This window comes from Kitasatospora sp. NPDC002227 (assembly GCF_040296285.1).
GTDB lineage: Bacteria > Actinomycetota > Actinomycetes > Streptomycetales > Streptomycetaceae > Kitasatospora.
Window position 1 is genome coordinate 41840 of record NZ_JBEOWY010000050.1, and the last position, 18958, is coordinate 60797.

General features: G+C 73.9%; 20 protein-coding genes. 9 read left to right on the forward strand and 11 right to left on the reverse strand.

The genetic code is table 11. The annotated features are described in order from the left end of the window. Positions 1 to 237: 237 nt before the first annotated feature. A complete protein-coding gene (locus ABT095_RS31385) occupies positions 238 to 1533 on the forward strand; it encodes a serine hydrolase domain-containing protein (protein WP_350532948.1) in 1296 nt (431 codons plus the stop codon). A 235-nt stretch (positions 1534 to 1768) separates the two neighbouring features. Here the strand turns inward: ABT095_RS31385 and ABT095_RS31390 are convergent, their stop codons facing one another. The 5 genes from ABT095_RS31390 to ABT095_RS31410 form a co-directional block, all read right to left on the reverse strand. Further along, positions 1769 to 2050 carry a hypothetical protein gene (locus tag ABT095_RS31390; protein WP_350532949.1) on the reverse strand — a complete coding sequence of 94 codons (282 nt, stop codon included), beginning with the start codon at positions 2048 to 2050 and terminating at the stop codon, positions 1769 to 1771. Beyond that, positions 2047 to 2385 (reverse strand): AsnC family transcriptional regulator, encoded by a 339-nt coding sequence (locus ABT095_RS31395; RefSeq protein WP_350532950.1) that lies wholly within the window; start codon positions 2383 to 2385, stop codon positions 2047 to 2049. Before ABT095_RS31395 ends, ABT095_RS31390 begins: the two co-directional genes overlap by 4 nt. 80 nt (positions 2386 to 2465) lie before the next feature. Beyond that, positions 2466 to 3158 (reverse strand): SDR family oxidoreductase, encoded by a 693-nt coding sequence (locus ABT095_RS31400; RefSeq protein WP_350532951.1) that lies wholly within the window; start codon positions 3156 to 3158, stop codon positions 2466 to 2468. 40 nt (positions 3159 to 3198) lie between these two features. Beyond that, positions 3199 to 4497, reverse strand: coding sequence for an MFS transporter (locus ABT095_RS31405; RefSeq protein WP_350532952.1), 1299 nt, complete (start codon positions 4495 to 4497; stop codon positions 3199 to 3201). A gap of 79 nt (positions 4498 to 4576) precedes the next feature. After that, positions 4577 to 5281 (reverse strand): thioesterase II family protein, encoded by a 705-nt coding sequence (locus ABT095_RS31410; protein WP_350532953.1) that lies wholly within the window; start codon positions 5279 to 5281, stop codon positions 4577 to 4579. Between ABT095_RS31410 and ABT095_RS31415 the strand changes: the two genes are divergently transcribed. Further along, on the forward strand, positions 5268 to 6131 hold the full coding sequence (locus ABT095_RS31415) for a MupA/Atu3671 family FMN-dependent luciferase-like monooxygenase (protein WP_350532954.1): 864 nt from the start codon (positions 5268 to 5270) through the stop codon (positions 6129 to 6131). The two genes, ABT095_RS31410 and ABT095_RS31415, sit on opposite strands and share 14 nt — an antisense overlap. After that, complete coding sequence (locus ABT095_RS31420) at positions 6128 to 6682, forward strand: flavin reductase family protein (RefSeq protein WP_350532955.1); 555 nt, start codon at positions 6128 to 6130, stop codon at positions 6680 to 6682. The genes ABT095_RS31415 and ABT095_RS31420 overlap by 4 nt, the downstream gene beginning before the upstream one ends. A gap of 67 nt (positions 6683 to 6749) precedes the next feature. Here the strand turns inward: ABT095_RS31420 and ABT095_RS31425 are convergent, their stop codons facing one another. From ABT095_RS31425 to ABT095_RS31445, 5 genes are all read right to left on the reverse strand, one after another. Next, on the reverse strand, positions 6750 to 7586 hold the full coding sequence (locus tag ABT095_RS31425) for a class II fructose-bisphosphate aldolase (protein WP_350532956.1): 837 nt from the start codon (positions 7584 to 7586) through the stop codon (positions 6750 to 6752). Then, positions 7577 to 8521, reverse strand: a complete 945-nt coding sequence (locus ABT095_RS31430) for a 1-phosphofructokinase family hexose kinase (RefSeq protein WP_350532957.1) — start codon at positions 8519 to 8521, stop codon at positions 7577 to 7579. The genes ABT095_RS31425 and ABT095_RS31430 overlap by 10 nt, the downstream gene beginning before the upstream one ends. Further along, positions 8518 to 9426 (reverse strand): ROK family protein, encoded by a 909-nt coding sequence (locus ABT095_RS31435; protein ID WP_350532958.1) that lies wholly within the window; start codon positions 9424 to 9426, stop codon positions 8518 to 8520. Before ABT095_RS31435 ends, ABT095_RS31430 begins: the two co-directional genes overlap by 4 nt. Next, a complete protein-coding gene (locus ABT095_RS31440; protein ID WP_350532968.1) occupies positions 9423 to 10301 on the reverse strand; it encodes an SIS domain-containing protein in 879 nt (292 codons plus the stop codon). The genes ABT095_RS31435 and ABT095_RS31440 overlap by 4 nt, the downstream gene beginning before the upstream one ends. A gap of 162 nt (positions 10302 to 10463) precedes the next feature. Then, on the reverse strand, positions 10464 to 11249 hold the full coding sequence (locus ABT095_RS31445) for a DeoR/GlpR family DNA-binding transcription regulator (RefSeq protein WP_350532959.1): 786 nt from the start codon (positions 11247 to 11249) through the stop codon (positions 10464 to 10466). Between the two features lie 116 nt (positions 11250 to 11365). Between ABT095_RS31445 and ABT095_RS31450 the strand changes: the two genes are divergently transcribed. The 6 genes from ABT095_RS31450 to ABT095_RS31475 all read left to right on the forward strand — a co-directional run bounded on the left by ABT095_RS31450 (position 11366) and on the right by ABT095_RS31475 (position 16576). After that, entirely contained in the window at positions 11366 to 12133 is a 768-nt protein-coding gene (locus ABT095_RS31450) for an SDR family NAD(P)-dependent oxidoreductase (protein WP_350532960.1), read from the forward strand. An 80-nt stretch (positions 12134 to 12213) separates the two neighbouring features. Beyond that, complete coding sequence (locus ABT095_RS31455; protein WP_350532961.1) at positions 12214 to 12930, forward strand: FadR/GntR family transcriptional regulator; 717 nt, start codon at positions 12214 to 12216, stop codon at positions 12928 to 12930. Next, on the forward strand, positions 12927 to 14072 hold the full coding sequence (gene dgoD / locus ABT095_RS31460) for a galactonate dehydratase (RefSeq protein ID WP_350532962.1): 1146 nt from the start codon (positions 12927 to 12929) through the stop codon (positions 14070 to 14072). The genes ABT095_RS31455 and dgoD overlap by 4 nt, the downstream gene beginning before the upstream one ends. A 58-nt stretch (positions 14073 to 14130) precedes the next feature. Next, positions 14131 to 14742, forward strand: coding sequence for a bifunctional 4-hydroxy-2-oxoglutarate aldolase/2-dehydro-3-deoxy-phosphogluconate aldolase (locus ABT095_RS31465; protein WP_350532963.1), 612 nt, complete (start codon positions 14131 to 14133; stop codon positions 14740 to 14742). Next, entirely contained in the window at positions 14739 to 15692 is a 954-nt protein-coding gene (locus ABT095_RS31470; protein WP_350532964.1) for a sugar kinase, read from the forward strand. Before ABT095_RS31465 ends, ABT095_RS31470 begins: the two co-directional genes overlap by 4 nt. An 11-nt stretch (positions 15693 to 15703) precedes the next feature. Next, complete coding sequence (locus ABT095_RS31475) at positions 15704 to 16576, forward strand: SMP-30/gluconolactonase/LRE family protein (protein WP_350532965.1); 873 nt, start codon at positions 15704 to 15706, stop codon at positions 16574 to 16576. Positions 16577 to 16619: 43 nt separating this feature from the next. On the opposite strand, the gene ABT095_RS31480 is transcribed toward ABT095_RS31475, so the two are convergent. Further along, entirely contained in the window at positions 16620 to 18686 is a 2067-nt protein-coding gene (locus tag ABT095_RS31480; protein WP_350532966.1) for a phosphocholine-specific phospholipase C, read from the reverse strand. Between the last annotated feature and the right edge of the window lie 272 nt (positions 18687 to 18958).

An 18958-nucleotide genomic window follows, 5' to 3' on the forward strand; every position in this document is an offset into this window, starting at 1 on the left:
CGTCAGGCGGCGACAAGCTGACAGCCATACCCGGAACCCCTGGGTTTCCCTACGAATGATCAGATCCGACCCGCTTGAAAGGTAGGACGCAAGCTCAGCGACGGGATTCCCGTCGGGAAAAGGGAGCAAGCTCGCAGCTGACACGCCCACCAGCGGCGGATTGCCTGCGGGCGCGCACAGTCCGAGGGCTGAATGTGAGGACATCGACATTCATCACCGAGCAGACTGGGGCCACCAGTGCGACTCCGCCCGTTCCCGCCGATCACGGTTGCCGACCGCCTGCCAGGTGGGCGCCGCGCCCGACGCACTCGCTCCCGCGCGGCGATCGCGCTGGCGGCGGCGCTCATCCCGGTGACCGCCGCCGCGCCCGCTCCCGCCGTGGCGACCGGGTCCGCGCGGGCGGCCTTCTCGAACGGCACGGCCGACGGTCCGGCGGACGCGGATCCGCCGTTCGCCGAAACCCTGACGACGGATCTCGTGGCCCTCATGCAACGGCTACGCGTCCCGGGTGCGATCGTCGCGGTCCGAACCCCGCAGTGGGGGACGTGGATCCAGACCCTGGGCACCGAGAATCTCCAGAGCGGCGCGCCCATCCGTGCGGCCGACCACATGCGGGTGGGCAGCATCACCAAGACGTTCACCGGAACGGTCATCCTGCAGCTGGTGCAGGAGGGCAGGCTCTCACTCGATGACACGGTGGGCAGCTACCTGCCGGACGTCCCGAACGGGCGGAACATCACCATCCGTCAGCTGCTGCAGATGACCAGCGGCCTCTACAACTACTCCGAAGACCTCGAATTCAACAGGGCACTCGACGAACGCCCCCAGACCCGGTACACGCCGGCGGACCTGCTCAAGATCGCTTTCGCCCACGACCCCTACTTCGCACCGGGCTGCGGCTACCACTACTCCAACACCAACACGATCCTTCTCGGGCTGCTCGCCGAGCAGCTGACCGGGCACCCCCTCGCCGAGGAGATGCAGCACCGGATTTTCGAGCCCCTCGGCATGCACGAAACCAGCATGCCGAGCGATGGCACGGTCCTGCCGGCTCCCTACGCCCACGGCTACGAGTTCATCAACAACGTCGACAGCCTGACCGCGCCGGTACTGACCGAAAAGGACGCGGCCTGGGCCGACTGGTCGGCCGGCAACCCCAAGGACGTCACCCACGTGAACGCCTCCTGGACCGGGGCGGCGGGCGAGGCCATCTCCACTGTCGGCGATATCCTTCGCTGGGCCCCCGCGCTGGCCAACGGAGACCTGCTGAGCCCCGAACTCCAGCGTGAACGGCTGACGTTCGTCCCCACCACCAACCCGCCCAGCGGCCTCGGCTACGGTCTCGCCATCGCCGACTTCCGCGGTTTCCTGGGCCACACCGGCCAGATCTCCGGGTACAACAGCTTCGAGGGCCATGACCCCAGCCTCGGCGCGAGCGTGGTGGTCCTGGTGAACACCAACCAGGTCCCGGACGGAGCCGCGCCGGTTGACCAGCTCACCCAGCTGGTCATCGCGGACGCCTTCCACCACTGACAGCGTTCGAATCGGTCGTTCGGCCCGATGGTGAGCGGATCGGTGGTGCGGAGCCGGCCGGCTGTGGCGGTCAGTGGGTCCAGCCCTTCGGTCAGGGCACGGACCATCAAGTCCCGGTCGGTCAGCCGGCCGCGCAGCAGGCTGTGGTCGGCCCACCAGGAGGTCGGAGAGTTCGGTGTCGGACAATCAGCAGGGCGGTGTCGCGGACGGAGGCGCGTGGCGCCGGAACCGTCGGTCACAGCGGGTCGGCGCGGCCGGTCTCGGTGAGGATGCGCAGGGCTGCGATGGCGGCGCCCGCCGCCGTCATGGCGCCCTCGGCGGCGGCGGACGCGCCGGGGTAGTCGCCTGCGCGCCAGCAGTCGAGCGCGCGGGTGGCGAGGGTCTGCAGCTCGGTGAGCCTGCCGACGGCGATGCCCGACACCAGGCCGTCGGCCCGGTCGGTGGCCCGGGAGTCGGCCGGGTCGGCAGTGGAGCCGGGCTGGTGGCCGCGGCCCTCGGCGCGGTCGAGGTCGGTCATCGGGGCTCACCCGCGCTCGGGCCGGACAGGTCGGGCCCACCCGCTGCCCGGCTCCGGGCGAAGAGGCCGAGGAGACCGGAGATCTCCTGGTGCGCCTCGGCGGGGTGGCGGAATTGGGTGCGGCCGACGAGCTGGTAGTGGTTGCGGCGGCCGCGGCGGGAGTGGGTGAGGTAGCCGGCGGTCTCCAGGTCGGCCACGATCGCGCGGGCGGAGCGCTCGGTCAGCCCGCACACCTCGGCCACGTCCCGCAGCCGCACCTCGGTGTCCTGCGAGATCTGCAGCAGCGCCCGGGCGTGGTTGGTGAGGAAGGTCCAGCCGGTGCGGGCCTGCGACAACTCGGCCAGACAAGTGTGAACCCGGATGCCGGTATGCGGAAACCGGAATCCGGGTTCATCTCTTGCCGGAGGAGGCGAGCTCAGCCGCCCGGGCGGACGGTGATGTCGGTGATCTCCATGTCCCCGGGGGAGAGCAGGGCGCCGACCACGGCCCCGGCCACGCTCTCCGGGCTGCTGTACTGCTCGCTCAGGTAGGCGCCGCCCTCCTGGGCCCGGATGCTCTGCTGCATGCCGGTGGCGGTCCGGCCGGGGTACACGCTGGTGACCCGGAGGCCGTGCGGGCGCTCCTCCTCGCGCAGCGCCTCGGCGAGCGCCCGGGCGGCGTGCTTGGCGGCGGAGTACGCGCCCCAGCCGGGGTTGGTGCGCAGGCCCTGCCCGGAGTTGACGAAGACCACGTGCCCGCGGGCGGCCCGCAGGGCGGGCAGCAGGGCACGGGTGAGCTCGGCGGCGGCCACCACGTTGACCGTGAACTGGGTGGTCCAGGTCTCGGGCGCGGTGTCCGCGATGCTGCCGAGCAGGGCCAGGCCGGCGCTGTGCACCAGACCGTCCACCGCGCCGCCGCCGGCGGTGAGCGGTGCGGCGCCCCCGGCCAGCGCGGCGGGGTCCCGGAGGTCGAGCAGCAGGCCCTCGCTGCCCGGCAGGGCGGCGGTGGCGGCGTCGAGCCGGGCCCGGTCGCTGCCGAGCAGCACCACCTGGTGGCCCTGCGCGTGCAGCTGCCGGGCGGTGGCGCCGCCGATCCCGCCGGTGGCTCCGGTGATGACGTACCTGGCCATGGAACTGACTCCTTCTCGTGGTGCTGGTGCCGGGGTGACGCTACCCGGCGTGCGCGGGCTCGGGGGTGGCGGGCTCCGCGGCGGGGGCCTGGAGCGGTGGCGCGGACGGGGTCCGGCGGAGGCCGAAGAACGCCGCGCTCAGCAGGCCGAACAGCGAGACACCCGCCCAGTACGCCGGCCCGAGGTGGTGCTGGGCCGCCTGGAGGAACAGCGCGCCGCCCGCGAAGCCGCCGAGCGACTCCCCGGCGGTGGAGGCGACCTGGCGGAAGTTGAACACCTCGACCATCGGCCGGTCGTTGCCGAAGTCGGCGAAGGCCGTGCTCACCATCGGGGTGAAGAACATCTCGGCGAGCGAGAACAGCGCGACCGCGGCGTAGGCGGCGGCCAGCGTGCTGCCGCCCGCCGCGAGCACCGCGAGCGAGCCGGTGAAGGCCACGATGCCGACCAGCAGGAAGTGCACCGGGCCGCGGCCGCGCTCCAGACCGCGGTTGGTGTACGCGGAGACCGCCATCTGCAGCGCCACGATGAGCACCGCGTTGAAGGTGTAGAAGCTGGCCCGGACCGCGGCGGACTCGGTGAGCCGGGTGATGTGGATGGAGAAGGCGGAGAAGAACTGGCCGTACAGGAAGCTGCCGACCACCGTCACCAGCGAGACCCGGCGCACCTGCGGGTCGGCCGCCATGGCCTTGAGCAGGCCCAGCCGGAGCGGCTTGCGGGCGTCCTGCGCGCCGGGCCGCATGCCGCTGGGGACGCACAGCGTGATGACGGCGGCGGAGATCCAGTAGATCGCGGCGACCAGCGGCAGCAGCCGGGTCGGGTGGGCGCCGCGGACCAGGAAGTTGGCCACGATGGGCCCGATCGCCGCGGACACGTTCACGGCCACCTGGATGCCCGAGTACACGTAGTTGCGGGCCTTGGGCTCGCTCAGCGCGATGGCCACGTACATCCGTGCCGTGATGCCGTTGACGCTGATGCCGATGCCGGAGAGCACCAGGAAGGCGAGGAAGACCACCGGGTTCGCGGACAGGGGCAGCAGCAGGAAGCCCGCGCCGGCGACCAGGAGGCCGCCGGGCAGCGCGACCCGGATCGACAGGCGCTGCAGCAGCGAGGCGCAGAAGAGCGAGGCGCCCTTGTAGGTGAAGGTGAAGACGAACAGCGAGGTGCCGATGAGCAGCGGGCCCGCGCCGGGGTGGATGCGGGTCAGCAGGGTCGGCAGGACCGGCAGGACGCAGTAGAAGCCGAGGTAGGAGAGCAGGTAGTCGAGCACGACCGGCACGGCCACCTGGTTCTTGGTGCGGGCGGCGGGCGCGGGTGGTGGGACGGCGGCGGACGGCGGCACGGGCGGGCCTCGATTCGGTGCGGGGACGGGTCGGCCCCGGCCCGGGCGCGGGGGCGCCCGGACCGGGGTGGGGGGAGGGTCAGTTGGTCAGGGGTCCGGGCAGTCGCCCGGTCAGCAGGCCGGCCACGGCGGCGGCCTGGTACTTCACGAAGTAGTGGCCGGCGCCGGGCAGGACGGCCAGCTCCACCCGCTCGGCGTACCGGGCCCACTCGTGGTGGCGCCCGGCGTGGCCGGCCGTACCCGGGTCGTCCTCGCCGACCACGCACAGCAGCGGCGCCCGCAGCCTGGCCTCTGCGGCCGGCGGCTCGGCGTCGAACCACCGCCGGGCCTGCCCGGCGTCGTGGCGCAGCGCCCGGACCACCGTGGTGAGGAGGGTGTCGTCCGCGTCGGCCGGGAGACCGCCGTCGGCGCGCAGGTCGGCGACGTACTCGGCGTCCGACACCTCGGCGGGCGGCGGCTCGTCCGGGCCCCGGACGGGCAGCTTGGCGCCCACCACCAGGCCGAGCACCGGGGCGCCGGCCCGCTCCAGGCGCAGGGCGAGCTCGGTGGCCAGGGCCGCTCCGGCGCTGTGCCCGAGGACCAGGACGGGCCCTGGTCCGGTGGCGGTGAGCTCGGCGGCCAGCCGGGCGGCGGTCTCCTCGATCGGCAGCAGCGCGTCCAGCGGCCGGGCCGGGTCGTGGCCGGGCAGCTCCGCCCCGAGCACGCGGGCCCGCTCGCCGAGCTCGGCCGCCAGCGGCCGGTAGGCGGCGGCCGAGCCGCCCCCGTACGGGATGCGGGTCGGCATCCGGGCCGGCAGCGTCGTCGCGCCGCTGCACCACCCGGTGCGGATCGCCGAGGAGTGGTCGGTGGTGGACAACATCTCGCGGGGCCGGGTCGGCCTCTCCTTCGCCTCCGGCTGGCACCCCGTCGACTTCTCGCTGCGCCCCGAGGCCTTCCAGGACCGCAAGCGCATCATGGCCGAGACGGTCGAGCAGGTCCGCGAGCTCTGGCGCGGACAGCCCGTCACCGTGGTGGACGGCGTGGGCCGTTCGGCCGAGGTGCAGAGCTTCCCGCCGCCCGTCCAGGCCGAACTCCCGGTCTGGGTCACCAGCGCCGGCGGCGTCGAGACCTTCCGCGCGGCCGGGCAGCTGAAGGCGGGGCTGCTCACCCACCTGCTCGGCCAGGACCTGGACGAGCTAGCCGAGAAGATCACCGAGTACCGCAAGGCCGTGGCCGAGGCCACCGACGGCGGGTCAGGGCACGTGGTCCTGATGCTGCACACCCTCATCGGCGAGGACACCGCCGAGGTGCGCGAGACCGTCCGCGAGCCGATGTGCGACTACCTGCGCAGCTCCTTCCACCTCATCGCCAAGTCGATGCCCGACATCCCGGCCGACTTCGACCTGGAGTCGCTCGACCCGGAGGACGTCGACTTCCTGGTCGGCCGGTCCTTCGAGCGCTACTTCGAGACCGGGGGGCTGTTCGGCACCGTCGCCGAGGGCCGGGCCATGGTCGAGCGGCTGCGGGAGATCGGGGTGGACGAGATCGCCTGCCTGATCGACTTCGGCCTGCCGGCCGAGCGGGTGCTGGCCGGCCTCGACCACCTGGGCCGGCTGCGCGAGCTGGCCCAGGGTCAGGAAGGGGCGGGCGCATGAGCACCGAAGCCGGCACCCTGCTCGCCGCCGTCCCGCCGGAGCTCGACCCGGTGCTGGCCTTCCGTCAGGTGGCGTCCCGCTTCCCGACCGGGGTCACCGTGGTGGGCACCACCGTCGGCGGCGAGCCCTACGGGACCACCGCGAACTCCTTCACCACCGTGTCGACGGATCCGCTCACCGTCCTGGTCTGCCTCAAGCGGACGGGGCGGATGAGCGAGTACCTGGCGGCCTCCGGAGCCTTCTCGGTCAGCCTGCTCGGCGAGGACCAGACGGCGGCCGCCCGCTGGTTCGCCGACTCGAGCCGCCCGGTCGGCGCGGAGTCCTTCGCCGCCGTCGAGTGGCGGCGCACGCTGGTCACCGGAAACCCGGTGCTCGCCGGCGGTGTCGGGTACTTCGACTGCACCGTGGAGCAGACCGTCGAGGTGGGTGACCACACGATCGTGGTCGGGTCGGTGGTGGACTTCGCCGCCCTGGCGGACGGTCTCCCGCTGCTGTTCTGGCGCAGCCGCCTCGGTGCGCCGGAGGAGGTGATGAGCCCGGTCGCGGTCTGACGGCACCCGGCAGTGCCGAAGGCCCGGTGCCGCCGCACCGGGCCCTGTGGGGCGAAGGGGCCGGTGGCTAACCGGCGTTGAGCACCTTCAGCAGCCGGGCGACTTCGGTGGCCGTGGCGGTGCGGGCCGGGCCGAGGTAGCGGCGCGGGTCGACCAGGCGCTCGTCGGCGGCCAGCGCCGCGCGGGCGGCGGTGGTGAAGACGCCGTTGAGGTGGGTGGAGATGTTCACCTTCGTCATGCCGCGCCCGACGGCGGTGGTCAGGTCCTGGTCGGCGACCCCGGAGGAGCCGTGCAGCACCAGCGGGACGGGAACGGCCGCCCGCAGCGCGGCGATCAGCTCGAAGTCGAGGGCGGCGTCGCGGGTGAGCATGGCGTGCGAAGTGCCGACGGCGACCGCCAGCGCGTCCACGCCGGTGGCCGCGACGAAGGCGGCCGCCTCGGCCGGGTCGGTGCGTACGCCGGGCGCGTGCACGCCGTCCTTGCCGCCGACCTCGCCGAGCTCGGCCTCCACCCAGACACCCGCCCGGTGGCAGTGCGCGACCACCTCGGCGGTGGCCCGTACGTTGTCCGCGTAGTCGAGCACCGAGGCGTCGAACATGACCGAGGTGAAACCGAGTTCGACGGCCTGGTGGACCAGTTCGGCCGAGGTGGCGTGGTCCAGGTGGACGGCGACCGGCACCTCGGCCGCTTCGGCGACGGCCAGGGTGGCCCGGCCTATCGCGGTCAGGCCGCCGTGGTAGCGGACGGCGTTCTCGCTGAGCTGCAGGACCACCGGGGTGCCCGCGCTGCGCGCGCCGGCCACGATGGCCTGGGCGTGCTCCAGCTGGATGACGTTGAACGCGCCGACTCCGCGCGCGGCGTCGGCGGCTCGGGCGACGATCTCGCCGGTTCCGGTCAGGGGCATCGGGTCTCTCCTTCGAGCGGGGCGAGCGGCTGGACGCTCACCTGGTGGCGCAGGCGGCGGTGCAGGACGGGGTCGAAGTCGCCGGCCAAGGGGGCGGCGACGGCGGCGGCCGAGAGGGCGACCGCCTGGGTGAGGCGCTCGGGCCAGGGGGTGCGGGCGACCAGCCCCAGCGCCAGGGCGGCGACGGCCGCGTCCCCGGCCCCGGTGGGGTTGCCGGTGACGGCCTGCGGCGGCCGGGCGTGCCAACTGCCTTGCAGGGTGCAGGCGATCAGGCCGTCCGGGCCGAGCGAGGCGACCACCGACTGGGCGCCCGCGGCCCGCAGCGCCTCGGCCCCGGCGCGCGGGTCGTCGGTGCCGCTGGCGGCGGCGAGTTCGTGCGCGTTGGGTTTGACGACGGCCGGTGCCTCCTCGAGGCCGGCCAGCAGGGCCCGGCCGTCGGCGTCGAGCAGCGCGGGCACGCCGTGGGCGCGGGCCCGGCGGATCAGCTGGGCGTAGGCGTCCTCGGGCAGTCCGGCCGGGAGGCTGCCGGAGAGCACCACGGCCCGTGCGGGCGGCAGCAGTTGCTCGAAGCGCTGCAGGAAGGCGGCCCATTCGGCGGCGGTGACCACCGGGCCCGGCTCGAGGAGGATCGTGGTGTCGGCCCGCTCCTCGTCGTACACGGCGACCGTGCGGCGGGTCTCGCCGCCGATCGGGACCAGCTGGTCCGGCAGGCCGGAGGCCGCGAGGTCGCGGCGCAGGGCCTCGCCGGTCGGGCCGCCGGCCAGGCCGGTGACCACGCTCTCGTGGCCGAGGGCGTGCAGCACCCGGGCGACGTTGACCCCCTTGCCGCCGGCCCGGGCGCTGACCTGGCGGACCCGGTTGCTCGCGTGCAGGCGCAGCCGGTCGACCCGGTGGGTGAGGTCGAGGGCGGCGTTGAGCGTGACGGTGAGGATCATCGGGGGGCCGGTCCTGTCCGGAGGTCCTGGGCGAGCAGGGCGGCGCCGAGGCAGCCGGCCTGGTGGCCGAGCTCGGCGGGGACGACCGGCGGGGCCTCGCGGAAGGTCAGGCGCTCGGCCAGGGCGGCGCGCAGCGGGCCGAAGTACGGCTCGCCCGCGCGGGCCAGGCCGCCGCCGATGACGATGCGCTCGGGGTCGAACAGGTTGACCGTGGCGGCCAGCCCGTCGGCGAGCGCCTCGACGGCCTCCGACCAGACGGCCGAGGCCGCCCGGTCACCCGCCTCGGCACGCCGCCGGACCTCCTCGGCGTCGACCTCCTCGCCCCCGGTGGCCCGGCGGTAGCGGCGGGCGATGGCGGAGGCGGAGGCGAGGGTCTCCACACAGCCCCGGTTGCCGCACGGGCACGGCTCGCCGCCCGGGCGCACCACCAGGTGGCCGAGCTCGCCCGCGAAGCCGCGGCCGCCGAGCAGCGGCCTGCCGTCGAGCACGACGGCGGCGGCGACCCCGGTGCCGACCGGGACGAACAGGAAGGAGCGGCAGCCGCGCCCCGCACCGCGCCGGGCCTCGGCGAGCCCGCCGGCCCGGACGTCGTGCCCGAAGGCGACCGGCAGCCCGAGCTCCTCGGCAAGCCAGGCCCGGACGGGGACGTCGCGCCAGCCGAGGTTGGCGGCGAAGACCGAGGTGCCGGCCGCCTCGTCGACCAGACCGGGCACGGCGATGCCGACGGCGGCGGGTGCGTGCCGGCGGGTGAGCTCGGTGGCGCAGGCGAGGACGGTCTCGATGACGGCGTCCGGCCCGCGCTCGGCCCGGGTGAACCAGCGCTCGCCGTGGGTCAGGGTGCCGTCCGGCGCCAGTACCCCGGTCTTGATCTGGGTGCCGCCGACGTCGAGGGCGATGACGGTCATGAGCCGGCCAGGACGACCGAGCGGGTCAGGTTGCGCGGCTGGTCGGGGTCGAGGCCGCGGCCCTCGGCCAGCGCGACGGCAAGGCGCTGGGCACGGACCAGCTCGGCCAGCGGGTCGAGCACGCCGGCCTCGAACGCCGCCCCGGTGGCGCGCACCTGCTCCGGCAGGCCGGCCGGCGGCTCGCCGAAGCTCCACACCACACTGCCCGGCCCCGAGACGCTGATCGGGCCGTGCCGGTACTCCATGCCCGGGTAGGACTCGGCCCAGGAGCTGGAGGCCTCGCGGACCTTGAGGGCCGCCTCGTTGGCCAGGCCGACCGTCCAACCGGCCCCGAGGAAGGTGAACTGCCCTGCGGCGGCAGCGCCTTCGGGCAGCTCGGCGGCCAGCGCCAGCTCGCCCTGCTCGGGCAGGTCGGCCGGGGTGAGGCCGAGGTGGGTGCGGAGCAGGACGAGCGCGGTGGTCGCGAAGCGGGTCTGCACCACGGACTTCTCGTCGGCGAAGGAGAGATCCACCACGGTGTCGGCCGCGCCGGTGATCGGGGTGTCCAGGTCGCCGGTGAGGGCGGTGGTCGCGATCCCGGCGGCGCGGGCCCGGGCGAGCGCGTCGAGCACCTCGGTGGTGGTGCCGGAGCGGGTGATGGCCAGCACTCGGTCGTACGGGCGCCGGGCGGGGTACTCGGAGGCCGCGAAGGCGTCGGTCTCGCCGAGGCCGGCCTCCTCGCGCAGGACGGCGTAGGCCTGCGCCATGTAGAGCGAGGTGCCGCAGCCGACGACGGCCACCCGCTCGCCGGGCAGGGGCAGGCCGGCCGGCGTGAGGCTCATGGCCCGGCGCCAGCAGTCGGGCTGGCTGGCTGTCTCGTCGGCGACATGCGACATGGGGTCCTCCGGGAGGTTGCTGAGCGGCTGATGCTTGAAGATGTCATATCTATAGCCCTTGCGAGCATGATTGCGCAAGAGTGCTCAAATTCTGCACGCGGGCATGCCGAAAAAGCCCCCGTCAGCTCGGCTGACGGGGGCTCGGTTCCGGAGCGGTCGGGCTCAGACGCAGATGACGTCCACGCCCTTGGCGGTGAACTGCTCCACGAGCTCCTCGGGGGCGTTCCGGTCCGTGATCAGGGTGGTGATCGACTCGGTCGCGCAGACCTGGGCGAAGGCGCGCCTGCCGAGCTTGGTCGAGTCGGCCACCACGATCACCTTCTCGGCCCGCTCGGCGAGCGCGCGGTTGACGCCGGCCTCGCCCTCGTCATGGGCCGCCGCGCCGTTGCGGGGGTCGACCGCGTTCACGCCGAGGATGGCGTAGTCCAGCGAGATCTCGTGCAGGAGGGCGGTGGCCATCGGGCCGGTCAGTTCGAAGGAGTTGGGCCGCACCACGCCGCCGGTGACCACGGTCTTGAGGTACGAGCGGACGGCCAGCTCGTTGGCGATGTTGACCGCGTTGGTGACCACGGTCAGCGCGGCCCCGTCCGAGTGCTCGGCCAGGTCGGGCCGGACGGCCAGCTCGTGGGCGACGGCCGAGGTGGTGGTGCCGCCGTTGAGGCCGACGACGGCGCCGGGGGGCAGCAGGCGGGCCGCCGCCTGGGCGATGCGGTGTTTCTCGTCCGTCTGGCGCGCGGTCTTGTAACGCAGCGGCAGGTCGTAGGAGACCCCGCTGAGCACCGCCCCGCCGCGGGTGCGGGTGAGCAGCTGCTGGCGGGCCAGCTCGTCCAGGTCGCGGCGGACGGTGGCCGTCGAGACGTCGAGCAGTTCGGCGGCCTCGGTCACGTCCAGGGTGCCCTGCTCGCCCAGGATCGCGAGAAGACGGGTCCACCGCTCATGCATGCTCATTGCCACTCCTTCGCCACCGTGATCGATCAAAACCTAGCGAACGCGGGCGGTGCGCCGCGAAACGCATCCTACGGATTGGTATTTTCATAATTAATGCCAAGCACTACGGTGCTGCCATGAGCGAGCAGAGCTGTCGAAGGTTCCACGGCCGCGTCGCGCTGGTCACCGGTGCCGCCAGCGGGATCGGAGCGGCGACGGCCCGGCGCCTGGCCGCCGAGGGGGCCAGGGTGATCTGCGTCGACGTCGCGGACGACGCGGGCCGGGCGGTGGCCGAGGAGATCGTCCGGGCCGGCGGCCTGGCCGAGTACCGGCACGGGGACGTCGCCGCCGCCGCGACCTGGACGGAGCTGGCCGAGCACGTGCGCGAGCGGTACGGACGGCTGGACGTGCTGCACAGCAACGCCTACACGGTGGTGGTCAGGCCGGCCCACGAGCAGAGCGAGGAGGAGTGGGACCGTCAGCTCGCGGTCACCCTCAAGGCCTCCTGGCTCGCGGTGCGGGCCTTCGCCGGGCAGCTGCGGAGCAGCGAGGGCTGCCTGGTGCTGACCTCCTCGGTGCACGCCTTGGTCGGCCTGCCCGGCCACCCCGCGTACGCGGCGGCCAAGGGTGCGCTCTGCGCGCTGGGGCGGCAGCTGGCCGTCGAGTACGGGCCGCAGGTGCGGGTCAACACGGTGGTGCCCGGCCCGGTCATGACCCCGGCCTGGGACCGGGTGGACGAGGCCGGCCGGGCCGGCAGTGTGGCCCAGACGGTGGCGGGGCGCTTCGGCCGGCCCGAGGAGGTGGCCGCCGCGGTGGCCTTCCTCGCCTCGGCCGACGCCTCCTACATCACCGGCACGACGCTGGTGGTGGACGGCGGCTGGTCCGTCGTCAAGGCCTCGGCCTGAGGTCAAGGCTTCGGCCCGAGGTCAAGGCTTCGGCCCGAGGCCAAGGCCTCGGCCTGAGTACGAGCAGAGGGGAGAGCGGGATGGACCGGCCGGCCAGGGGCCTGCACGGACAGGCCGTGGAGATCATCGGCGAGCGGATCGTCCGGGGCGGCTACCGGCCCGGGGCGCTGCTGCAGCCCGAGGGGCTCGAACGAGAGCTCGGCGTCAGCAAGACCGTGGTCCGGGAGGCCCTGCGGGTGCTGGCGGCGAAGGGGCTGATCGAGTCCCGGCAGAAGCGCGGCACGTACGTCCGGCCGCGCGCGGACTGGAACCTGCTCGACGGCGACCTGCTGCGCTGGCAGGGCCGGGGCGTCCCGGCCGAGGGCTTCCTGGCGGACCTCGCCGAAGTCCGCACCATCGTCGAACCGGCCGGGGCCCGGCTGGCCGCCGAACGGCGCGACCAGGGCGACCTCGACGCGCTCGCGGCGGCGCTGGAGCGGATGGCCGCCGCCGGGAGCGACGTGGACGCCATGGTCGAGGCCGACCTGCACTTCCACCGCACCCTGCTCGCCTGCGCGCACAACGAACTGCTCACCCGGATGGAGGTGGTGATCGAGGCGGGCCTGCGGGTGCGCGACCACCTGGTGCACGGCGCGGAGCCCTCGGCCGACGCGGTGCCCGCCCACCGGGCGGTGCTCGAGGCGGTGCGGGCGCAGGACCCGGACGCGGCGGAGGCGGCCGTCCGCCGGTTGCTCAGCCAGGCCGAGGCCGATCTGCGGAAGGTGATGGACGATCCTGCGGCAGGTGATGGACGGTGAGGATCACCGAGCTGGAGACCTTCCTGGTCGCGCCCCGCTGGCTGTTCCTTCGGATCAGCACCGACGAAGGCGTCACGGGCTGGGGCGAGCCGGTGGTCGAGGGCCGCGCGGAGACCGTGCGCGCCGCCGTCCACGAGCTGGCCGAACTGCTGGTCGGCGCCGACCCGCTGCGGATCGAGCACCACTGGCAGCGGCTCACCAAGGGCGGGTTCTACCGGGGCGGGCCGGTGCTCTCCAGCGCCGTGGCCGGGATCGACCAGGCCCTGTGGGACATCGCGGGCAAGGCCTACGGCGTGCCGGTGCACCAACTGCTGGGCGGGCACGTCCGGGACAGCGTGCGGGTCTACGCCTGGATCGGCGGCGACGAGCCCGCGGAGGTGGCCGAGGCGGCCCGCGCCCAGGCCGAGGCCGGGTTCACCGCCGTCAAGATGAACGGCTCCGCGCAACTGCGCCCCATCGACACCCCGGCCAGGACCCAGGAGGTGGCCGACCGGGTCGCCGCGGTGCGCGAGGTGCTCGGCCGCGAGCGCGACGTGGCGGTCGACTTCCACGGCCGGATGTCCACCGCGATGTCCCGCCGGGTGCTGCCGCTGCTCGAACCGCTGCACCCGCTCTTCGTCGAGGAGCCGGTGCTGCCGGAGCACTCCGACCAGCTGAGGCGCCTCGCCGACGCCACCTCGATCCCGCTGGCGGTCGGCGAACGGCTCTACTCCCGCTGGGACTTCCGCGAGGTGCTGGCGAGCGGGATCGCGGTGGCCCAGCCCGACGTCTCCCACGCGGGCGGTATCTCGGAGCTGCGCCGGATCGCGGCCCTGGCCGAGACGTACGACGTGACGATGGCCCCGCACTGCCCGCTCGGCCCGATCGCGCTCGCCGCCAGCCTCCAACTGGCCTTCACCACACCGAACTTCCTGATCCAGGAGCAGAGCCTCGGGATCCACTACAACCGGGGCGGCGACCTGCTCGACCACCTCCTGGACCCAACTCCCTTCCGCTTCACGGACGGTCACGCGAGCCTGCCCACCGGGCCGGGGCTCGGCATCGAGATCGACGAGAAAGCCGTCCGGCGCGCCGCCGAGACGGGGCACCGCTGGCGCAACCCGGTCTGGAGCCACCCGGACGGCGGGTTCGCGGAGTGGTGACCGTCCCGGACACCGACCTCGGACCGTCCTTGCCACCCGCACCAGCTGAGAGGCTGCCGTGAAGCTGACCCGACTGCCGTACCGCACCCTGGCCATCGTGCGCGGCACCGATCCCGAGGCCGCGCTGCGCACCGTCCTGACGCTCGCCGAGGAGGGCCTGACCGCCGTCGAGGTCTCGCTGACCACGGCGGACGCGCTTGACGTGATCGAGCGGGCCCGCCGCTCGCTGGGGCCGCAGGCCCTGCTCGGCGCGGGGACGGTGCGCACCGCCGCCGATGCCCGCCGGGCGGCTGAGGCCGGTGCGGCATTCCTGGTGTCACCGGGCTCGGACGAGCCGCTGGAGAGTGAACTGCCGCTGCTCATCGGCGCACTGACGCCCAGCGAGGTGATGCGGGCGGTTCGGCTGGGTGCGTCGGCCGTCAAGTTGTTCCCTGCCTCGATCGGTGGGCCCGGCTACCTGCGGGCGCTGCGCGACCCCTTCCCGCAGGTGCCGTTCCTGCCGGTCGGCGGGGTGGACGCCGAGCTCGCCCGGGCCTACCTGGCCGCCGGGGCGGCGGCGGTCGGCGTCGGCTCGCCCCTGGTGGGCGATGCGGCGAACGGCGGCCCGCTCTCCGAGCTGCGGGCCCGGACCGCCCGGTGGCGGGCCGAGCTCGCGGAGGTGGCGGTATGAGCGTCGAAGTCCTCACCTTCGGGGAGACCATGGGGGCCCTGCGCGCCACCGGCCGAGTCCGGCTCGGCGCACCGATGGAGCTCTCCGTGGCCGGGGCCGAGTCCAACGTGGCCATCGGCCTGGCCAGGCTGGGCCACCGGGCCGGCTGGGCCGGGCGGGTGGGAGAGGACGAGTTCGGGCAGCTGGTGCTGCGCACCCTGCGGGCGGAGGGCGTCGACCTCGCGCACGCCCGTACCGACGGGGACGGGCGGCCGACCGGGCTGCTCGTGCGCGAGGGCCGGATCGGCGACCTGGCGCGGGTCTCGTACTACCGGGCCGCCTCCGCCGGTTCGGCGCTGCGGGCCGAGGAGGTGCTGGCGGCGCTCTCGGCCGAGGTCCGGGTCCTGCATCTGACGGGCATCACGCCCGCGCTGGGCGACGGCGCCGCCGAGGCGGTGCTCGCTGCGGCCCGGCGGGCCCGGGAGCTCGGCGTCACCGTCTGTCTCGACGTCAACTACCGGAGCCGGCTCTGGCCGCCGGAGCGGGCCCGGGCCGTGCTGCGGCCGCTCGCCCACCTGGCCGACGTGCTGGTGGCCTCGGCGGACGAGCTGCACCTGGTCTGCGCCGACCCCGGGCAGGGCGAGGAGCAGGCCGTGGCCGGCCTGTTGGCCCAGGGCCGACGGGAGGTGGTGCTGACCCGTGGCGGCGACGGCGCGCAGGTCAGCACGGCCGACGGCACCGTCCGGGTGGCGGCGCGTCAGGTGCCGGTGGTCGACGTGGTCGGCGCCGGGGACGCGTTCGTGGCCGGTTACCTCTCCGGCCTGCTCGACGGGCTCGGCCTGCCCGGCCGGCTCGACCGGGCCGCCACCACCGGTGCCTTCTCGGTCGCCACCCGGGGAGACTGGGAGGGGCTGCCCACCCGCGAGGACCTCGCCCTCCTCGACCGCCCGGCCGGCACCATCCTGCGCTGAGAGGACTCCGCATGCCCGACCTCGACACACCCGCCGCCGTCTGGGTGGCCGCCGACCACGAACTCGGCGAAGGCCCCCGCTGGGTCGACGGCCGCCTGGTCTACACCGATATCCTGGCCGGACGGCTGCTCGAAGTCCCCGACCCGGCCCGCCCGGCGGCCCGCGAACTCCTGTGCCTGGACGTCCCGTTGGGCGCGGTCGCGCCGGTCGAGGGCCGCCCCGGCCACTGGATCGCGGCCGCCGGCCCGGGCCTCGCCCTGCTCGGGCCGGACGGCCGCACCGAATGGCTGGCCCGCCCCGAGGAGGGCGGTGCGACCGCGATGCGGATGAACGACGGCGTCTGCGACCCGCAGGGCCGGTTCTGGGCCGGGAGCATGGCCTACGACTGCACCCCCGGGGCCGGCTCGCTCTACCGCGTCGACCGGGACGGGTCCGTGCACCGGGTGCTGACCGGTCTGACCATCGCCAACGGGCCCGCGTTCAGCGCCGACGGGCGGGTGATGTACGTCGCGGACAGCGCGGCCGGGCTGATCCTGCGCTGCACGCTTTCCGGGGACGGGAGCCTCCTCGACCGCGAGGAGTTCGCCCGGACGGGCGCGGCCTGCTCGCCGGACGGCATGACGGTGGACACCGAGGGCCGGCTCTGGGTGGCCGTCTGGGGCGGCAGCGCCGTGCACCGCTACGCGCCCGACGGCACGCTCGACGCGACCGTACGCCTGCCGGTGCCGCAGCCGACCTCCGTCTGCCTGCCGCCCTCGGGCGGGCTGCTGCTCGTCACCACGGCGCGGATCGGGCTGACCGGGGACGCCGGGTGGTCGGGGTCCGTCCTGGCCGTGCCGGTCGACGCCGCGGGGACGGAGGCGATGGCGTACCGGGGTGCCTGATGCCTGATGCCTGATGCCTCGGCCTCGGGCACCCCGGTGCCCGTCAGCCGCTGATGCTCACGGCGCCGGTCTCGAGGTGGCCGATGGCGTGGCGGGACCAGGCGGGGTCGTTGTTGACGGTGACGGTGAAGTCGTACCAGCCGTTGGTGTAGGCGACGGCGTTGAAATAGTCGCCGACCGTGGCGCCGGGGGCGACCTGGTAGGTCCAGGGGCCGTCGGTGCGGTAGGCGTTGGGGGTGATGGTGAAGGTGACGGCGGTGGTGCCGGTGTTGGTGAGCTTGAACCAGACGGCCTGCTTGCCGGTGTCGGGTGCCGGGGCGTAGTAGGTGGAGGCCTCGGCGGTCTTGCCGGCCGTGGTGGCGTTCCCGGTGAAGCGGCGCAGGAAGCGGTTCGGGCCGAGGACGGTGAGGTCGTACTGGCCGTTGCCGAAGTTCGCGCCGATGTTGAAGAAGTCGCTCGCGGTGCCGTCGGCGCCGGTGGCGGCGTTGTAGGGCGCGACGGTGTACTGCCAGGGACCGCCGCTGCGGTAGGCGTTGGCGTAGACCGAGTAGTGCGCGTAACTCGTGGCCTGCGGGCCCTGGTTGGCCAGGTCGAGCCAGAGCAGGATCTGGTTGTTGGCGTTGTACTCGATCCGGTCGACCCAGGCGTTGGGCTGGTAGGGGAGGGCGCGGGCGGGCTTGGTGCCGCTCTCCTGGCCGGGCATGGAGTTGGTGGCCGGGGCCGGGTTGATCTGGGTGTTCGCGGTGGCCTGGCTGATGGTGGCGCTGGTGTCGGGCAGGCCGGGCAGGCCGTGGACCGGGTTGGCGAAGTCGAAGGCGCCGGTGAGGTCGCCGCAGACCTGGCGGCGCCAGGTGCTGATGTTCGGGCAGACGGCCGGGGTGCCGAGGGCGGCCGTCCAGGTCTCCAGGAAGCGGATGACGCTGGTGTGGTCGTAGACCTGGGAGTCCACGTAGCCGCCGCGGGTCCACGGCGAGGCGATGATCATCGGGACCCGGAAGCCGAGGCCGATGTTGGTGCCGGAGTAGAACTCCCCGGCCGTCCCGGCGGGCGCGACCGGCGGCGGGACATGGTCGAAGAAGCCGTCGTTCTCGTCGTAGTTGAGGAACAGCACGGTCGAGTCGAAGGTCGCGGAGTCGGCCGCCAGCGCCTTCAGCACCAGGTTGATGAAGTGCGCGCCGTTCTCCGGCGGGCCGTCGGGGTGCTCGGAGAAGAGCTGGTTGGCGACCACCCAGGAGACCTGCGGCAGGGTGCCGGCCAGCGCGTCGGCCTTGATGGCGTTCGCGATGTCGTCCGGCGTCGAGCCGGTGCTCGGCACGGAGCCCATGCCGCGCTGGGCGAGCGGGCTCGAGCTCGGGGCGCCGCTGAACTGGCTGAAGTAGGCGAGCCCGTTGTCGCCGAAGTTGTCGGAGGCGTTCTGGTAGACCTTCCAGCTCACCCCGGCGTTCTGCAGGGCCTCGGCGTAGGTCTGCCAGTGCAGGCCGCTCTCGCTGCCGCCGTCGTAGGCCGCGCCGCCGGCCGTGGCGCCGGGGTCGATCGTGCCGGACCAGAGGTAGGTGCGGTTGGGGCCGGTCGCCGACAGGATCGAGCAGTGGTACGCGTCGCAGATGGTGTACGCGTCGGCCAGCGCGTAGTGGAACGGTATGTCGGACCGGACCATGTACCCCATCGTCCGGTCGGAGCCCTTGGCGGAGATCCAGGAGTCCATCTTCCCGTTGTTCCACGCCTGGTGCTGGGTCGACCAGCCGTGGTCGAGCGAGCCGTCGCACTGGGCGAGCAGCTCGCCGCTGCTGCCCCACCACCAGGTCTTGGTGGCGCTGAGCTGCCACGGGTACTGCCGCCCGCTGCCGTTCGGCTGGTTGAAGACGCTGTTGCCGCCCGCGATCTGGACGGCCGATCTGTCGGCGAAGCCGCGCACGCCCTTCAGCGCGCCGAAGTAGTGGTCGAAGCTGCGGTTCTCCTGCATCAGGACGACGACGTGCTTGACGTCGGCGATCGTCCCGGTGGCCGCGGCGGACGCGCGGGGCGCGAGGCCGGGCAGGGAGTCCAGGCCGACGGCCGCGCCGAGGGCGGCGGCGGAGCCGAGGAAGGTGCGGCGGGACACGGGCGACACGGGGGGCCTCCGAAAGGAATCTGTACAACTTCGGCGCAGAGACTCTGGGGCCGCAAAGGTGCGGCCGGGAGATGTGTACATGTCGGAGAGATGAAGCGCAATGGACCATTGCCCCGGGGCCCTGACGGACCGTGAGCGTCCGGGCCGCCCGCGCCGGCCGTGTCGCCCGTGCCGCCCGGGTCAGATCTTGTCGGCGGCGATCATCAGGTAGTGGAAGCTGCCCTCCTTGTACGCGGTCAGGAAGGCGTCCTCGATGCCGGAAGCCACTGAGG

What these genes read in the sequence shown, in the direction of transcription:
- ABT095_RS31440 (WP_350532968.1), bottom strand. Translation starts at nt 10,301, where the DNA reads ATGTCGCATGTCGCCGACGAGACAGCCAGCCAGCCCGACTGCTGGCGC.
- ABT095_RS31435 (WP_350532958.1), bottom strand. Translation starts at nt 9,426, where the DNA reads ATGACCGTCATCGCCCTCGACGTCGGCGGCACCCAGATCAAGACCGGG.
- ABT095_RS31455 (WP_350532961.1), top strand. Translation starts at nt 12,214, where the DNA reads ATGGACCGGCCGGCCAGGGGCCTGCACGGACAGGCCGTGGAGATCATC.
- ABT095_RS31475 (WP_350532965.1), top strand. Translation starts at nt 15,704, where the DNA reads ATGCCCGACCTCGACACACCCGCCGCCGTCTGGGTGGCCGCCGACCAC.
- ABT095_RS31430 (WP_350532957.1), bottom strand. Translation starts at nt 8,521, where the DNA reads ATGATCCTCACCGTCACGCTCAACGCCGCCCTCGACCTCACCCACCGG.
- ABT095_RS31450 (WP_350532960.1), top strand. Translation starts at nt 11,366, where the DNA reads ATGAGCGAGCAGAGCTGTCGAAGGTTCCACGGCCGCGTCGCGCTGGTC.
- ABT095_RS31425 (WP_350532956.1), bottom strand. Translation starts at nt 7,586, where the DNA reads ATGCCCCTGACCGGAACCGGCGAGATCGTCGCCCGAGCCGCCGACGCC.
- ABT095_RS31445 (WP_350532959.1), bottom strand. Translation starts at nt 11,249, where the DNA reads ATGAGCATGCATGAGCGGTGGACCCGTCTTCTCGCGATCCTGGGCGAG.
- ABT095_RS31420 (WP_350532955.1), top strand. Translation starts at nt 6,128, where the DNA reads ATGAGCACCGAAGCCGGCACCCTGCTCGCCGCCGTCCCGCCGGAGCTC.
- ABT095_RS31470 (WP_350532964.1), top strand. Translation starts at nt 14,739, where the DNA reads ATGAGCGTCGAAGTCCTCACCTTCGGGGAGACCATGGGGGCCCTGCGC.
- ABT095_RS31415 (WP_350532954.1), top strand. Translation starts at nt 5,268, where the DNA reads ATGCGGGTCGGCATCCGGGCCGGCAGCGTCGTCGCGCCGCTGCACCAC.
- ABT095_RS31390 (WP_350532949.1), bottom strand. Translation starts at nt 2,050, where the DNA reads ATGACCGACCTCGACCGCGCCGAGGGCCGCGGCCACCAGCCCGGCTCC.
- ABT095_RS31400 (WP_350532951.1), bottom strand. Translation starts at nt 3,158, where the DNA reads ATGGCCAGGTACGTCATCACCGGAGCCACCGGCGGGATCGGCGGCGCC.
- ABT095_RS31410 (WP_350532953.1), bottom strand. Translation starts at nt 5,281, where the DNA reads ATGCCGACCCGCATCCCGTACGGGGGCGGCTCGGCCGCCGCCTACCGG.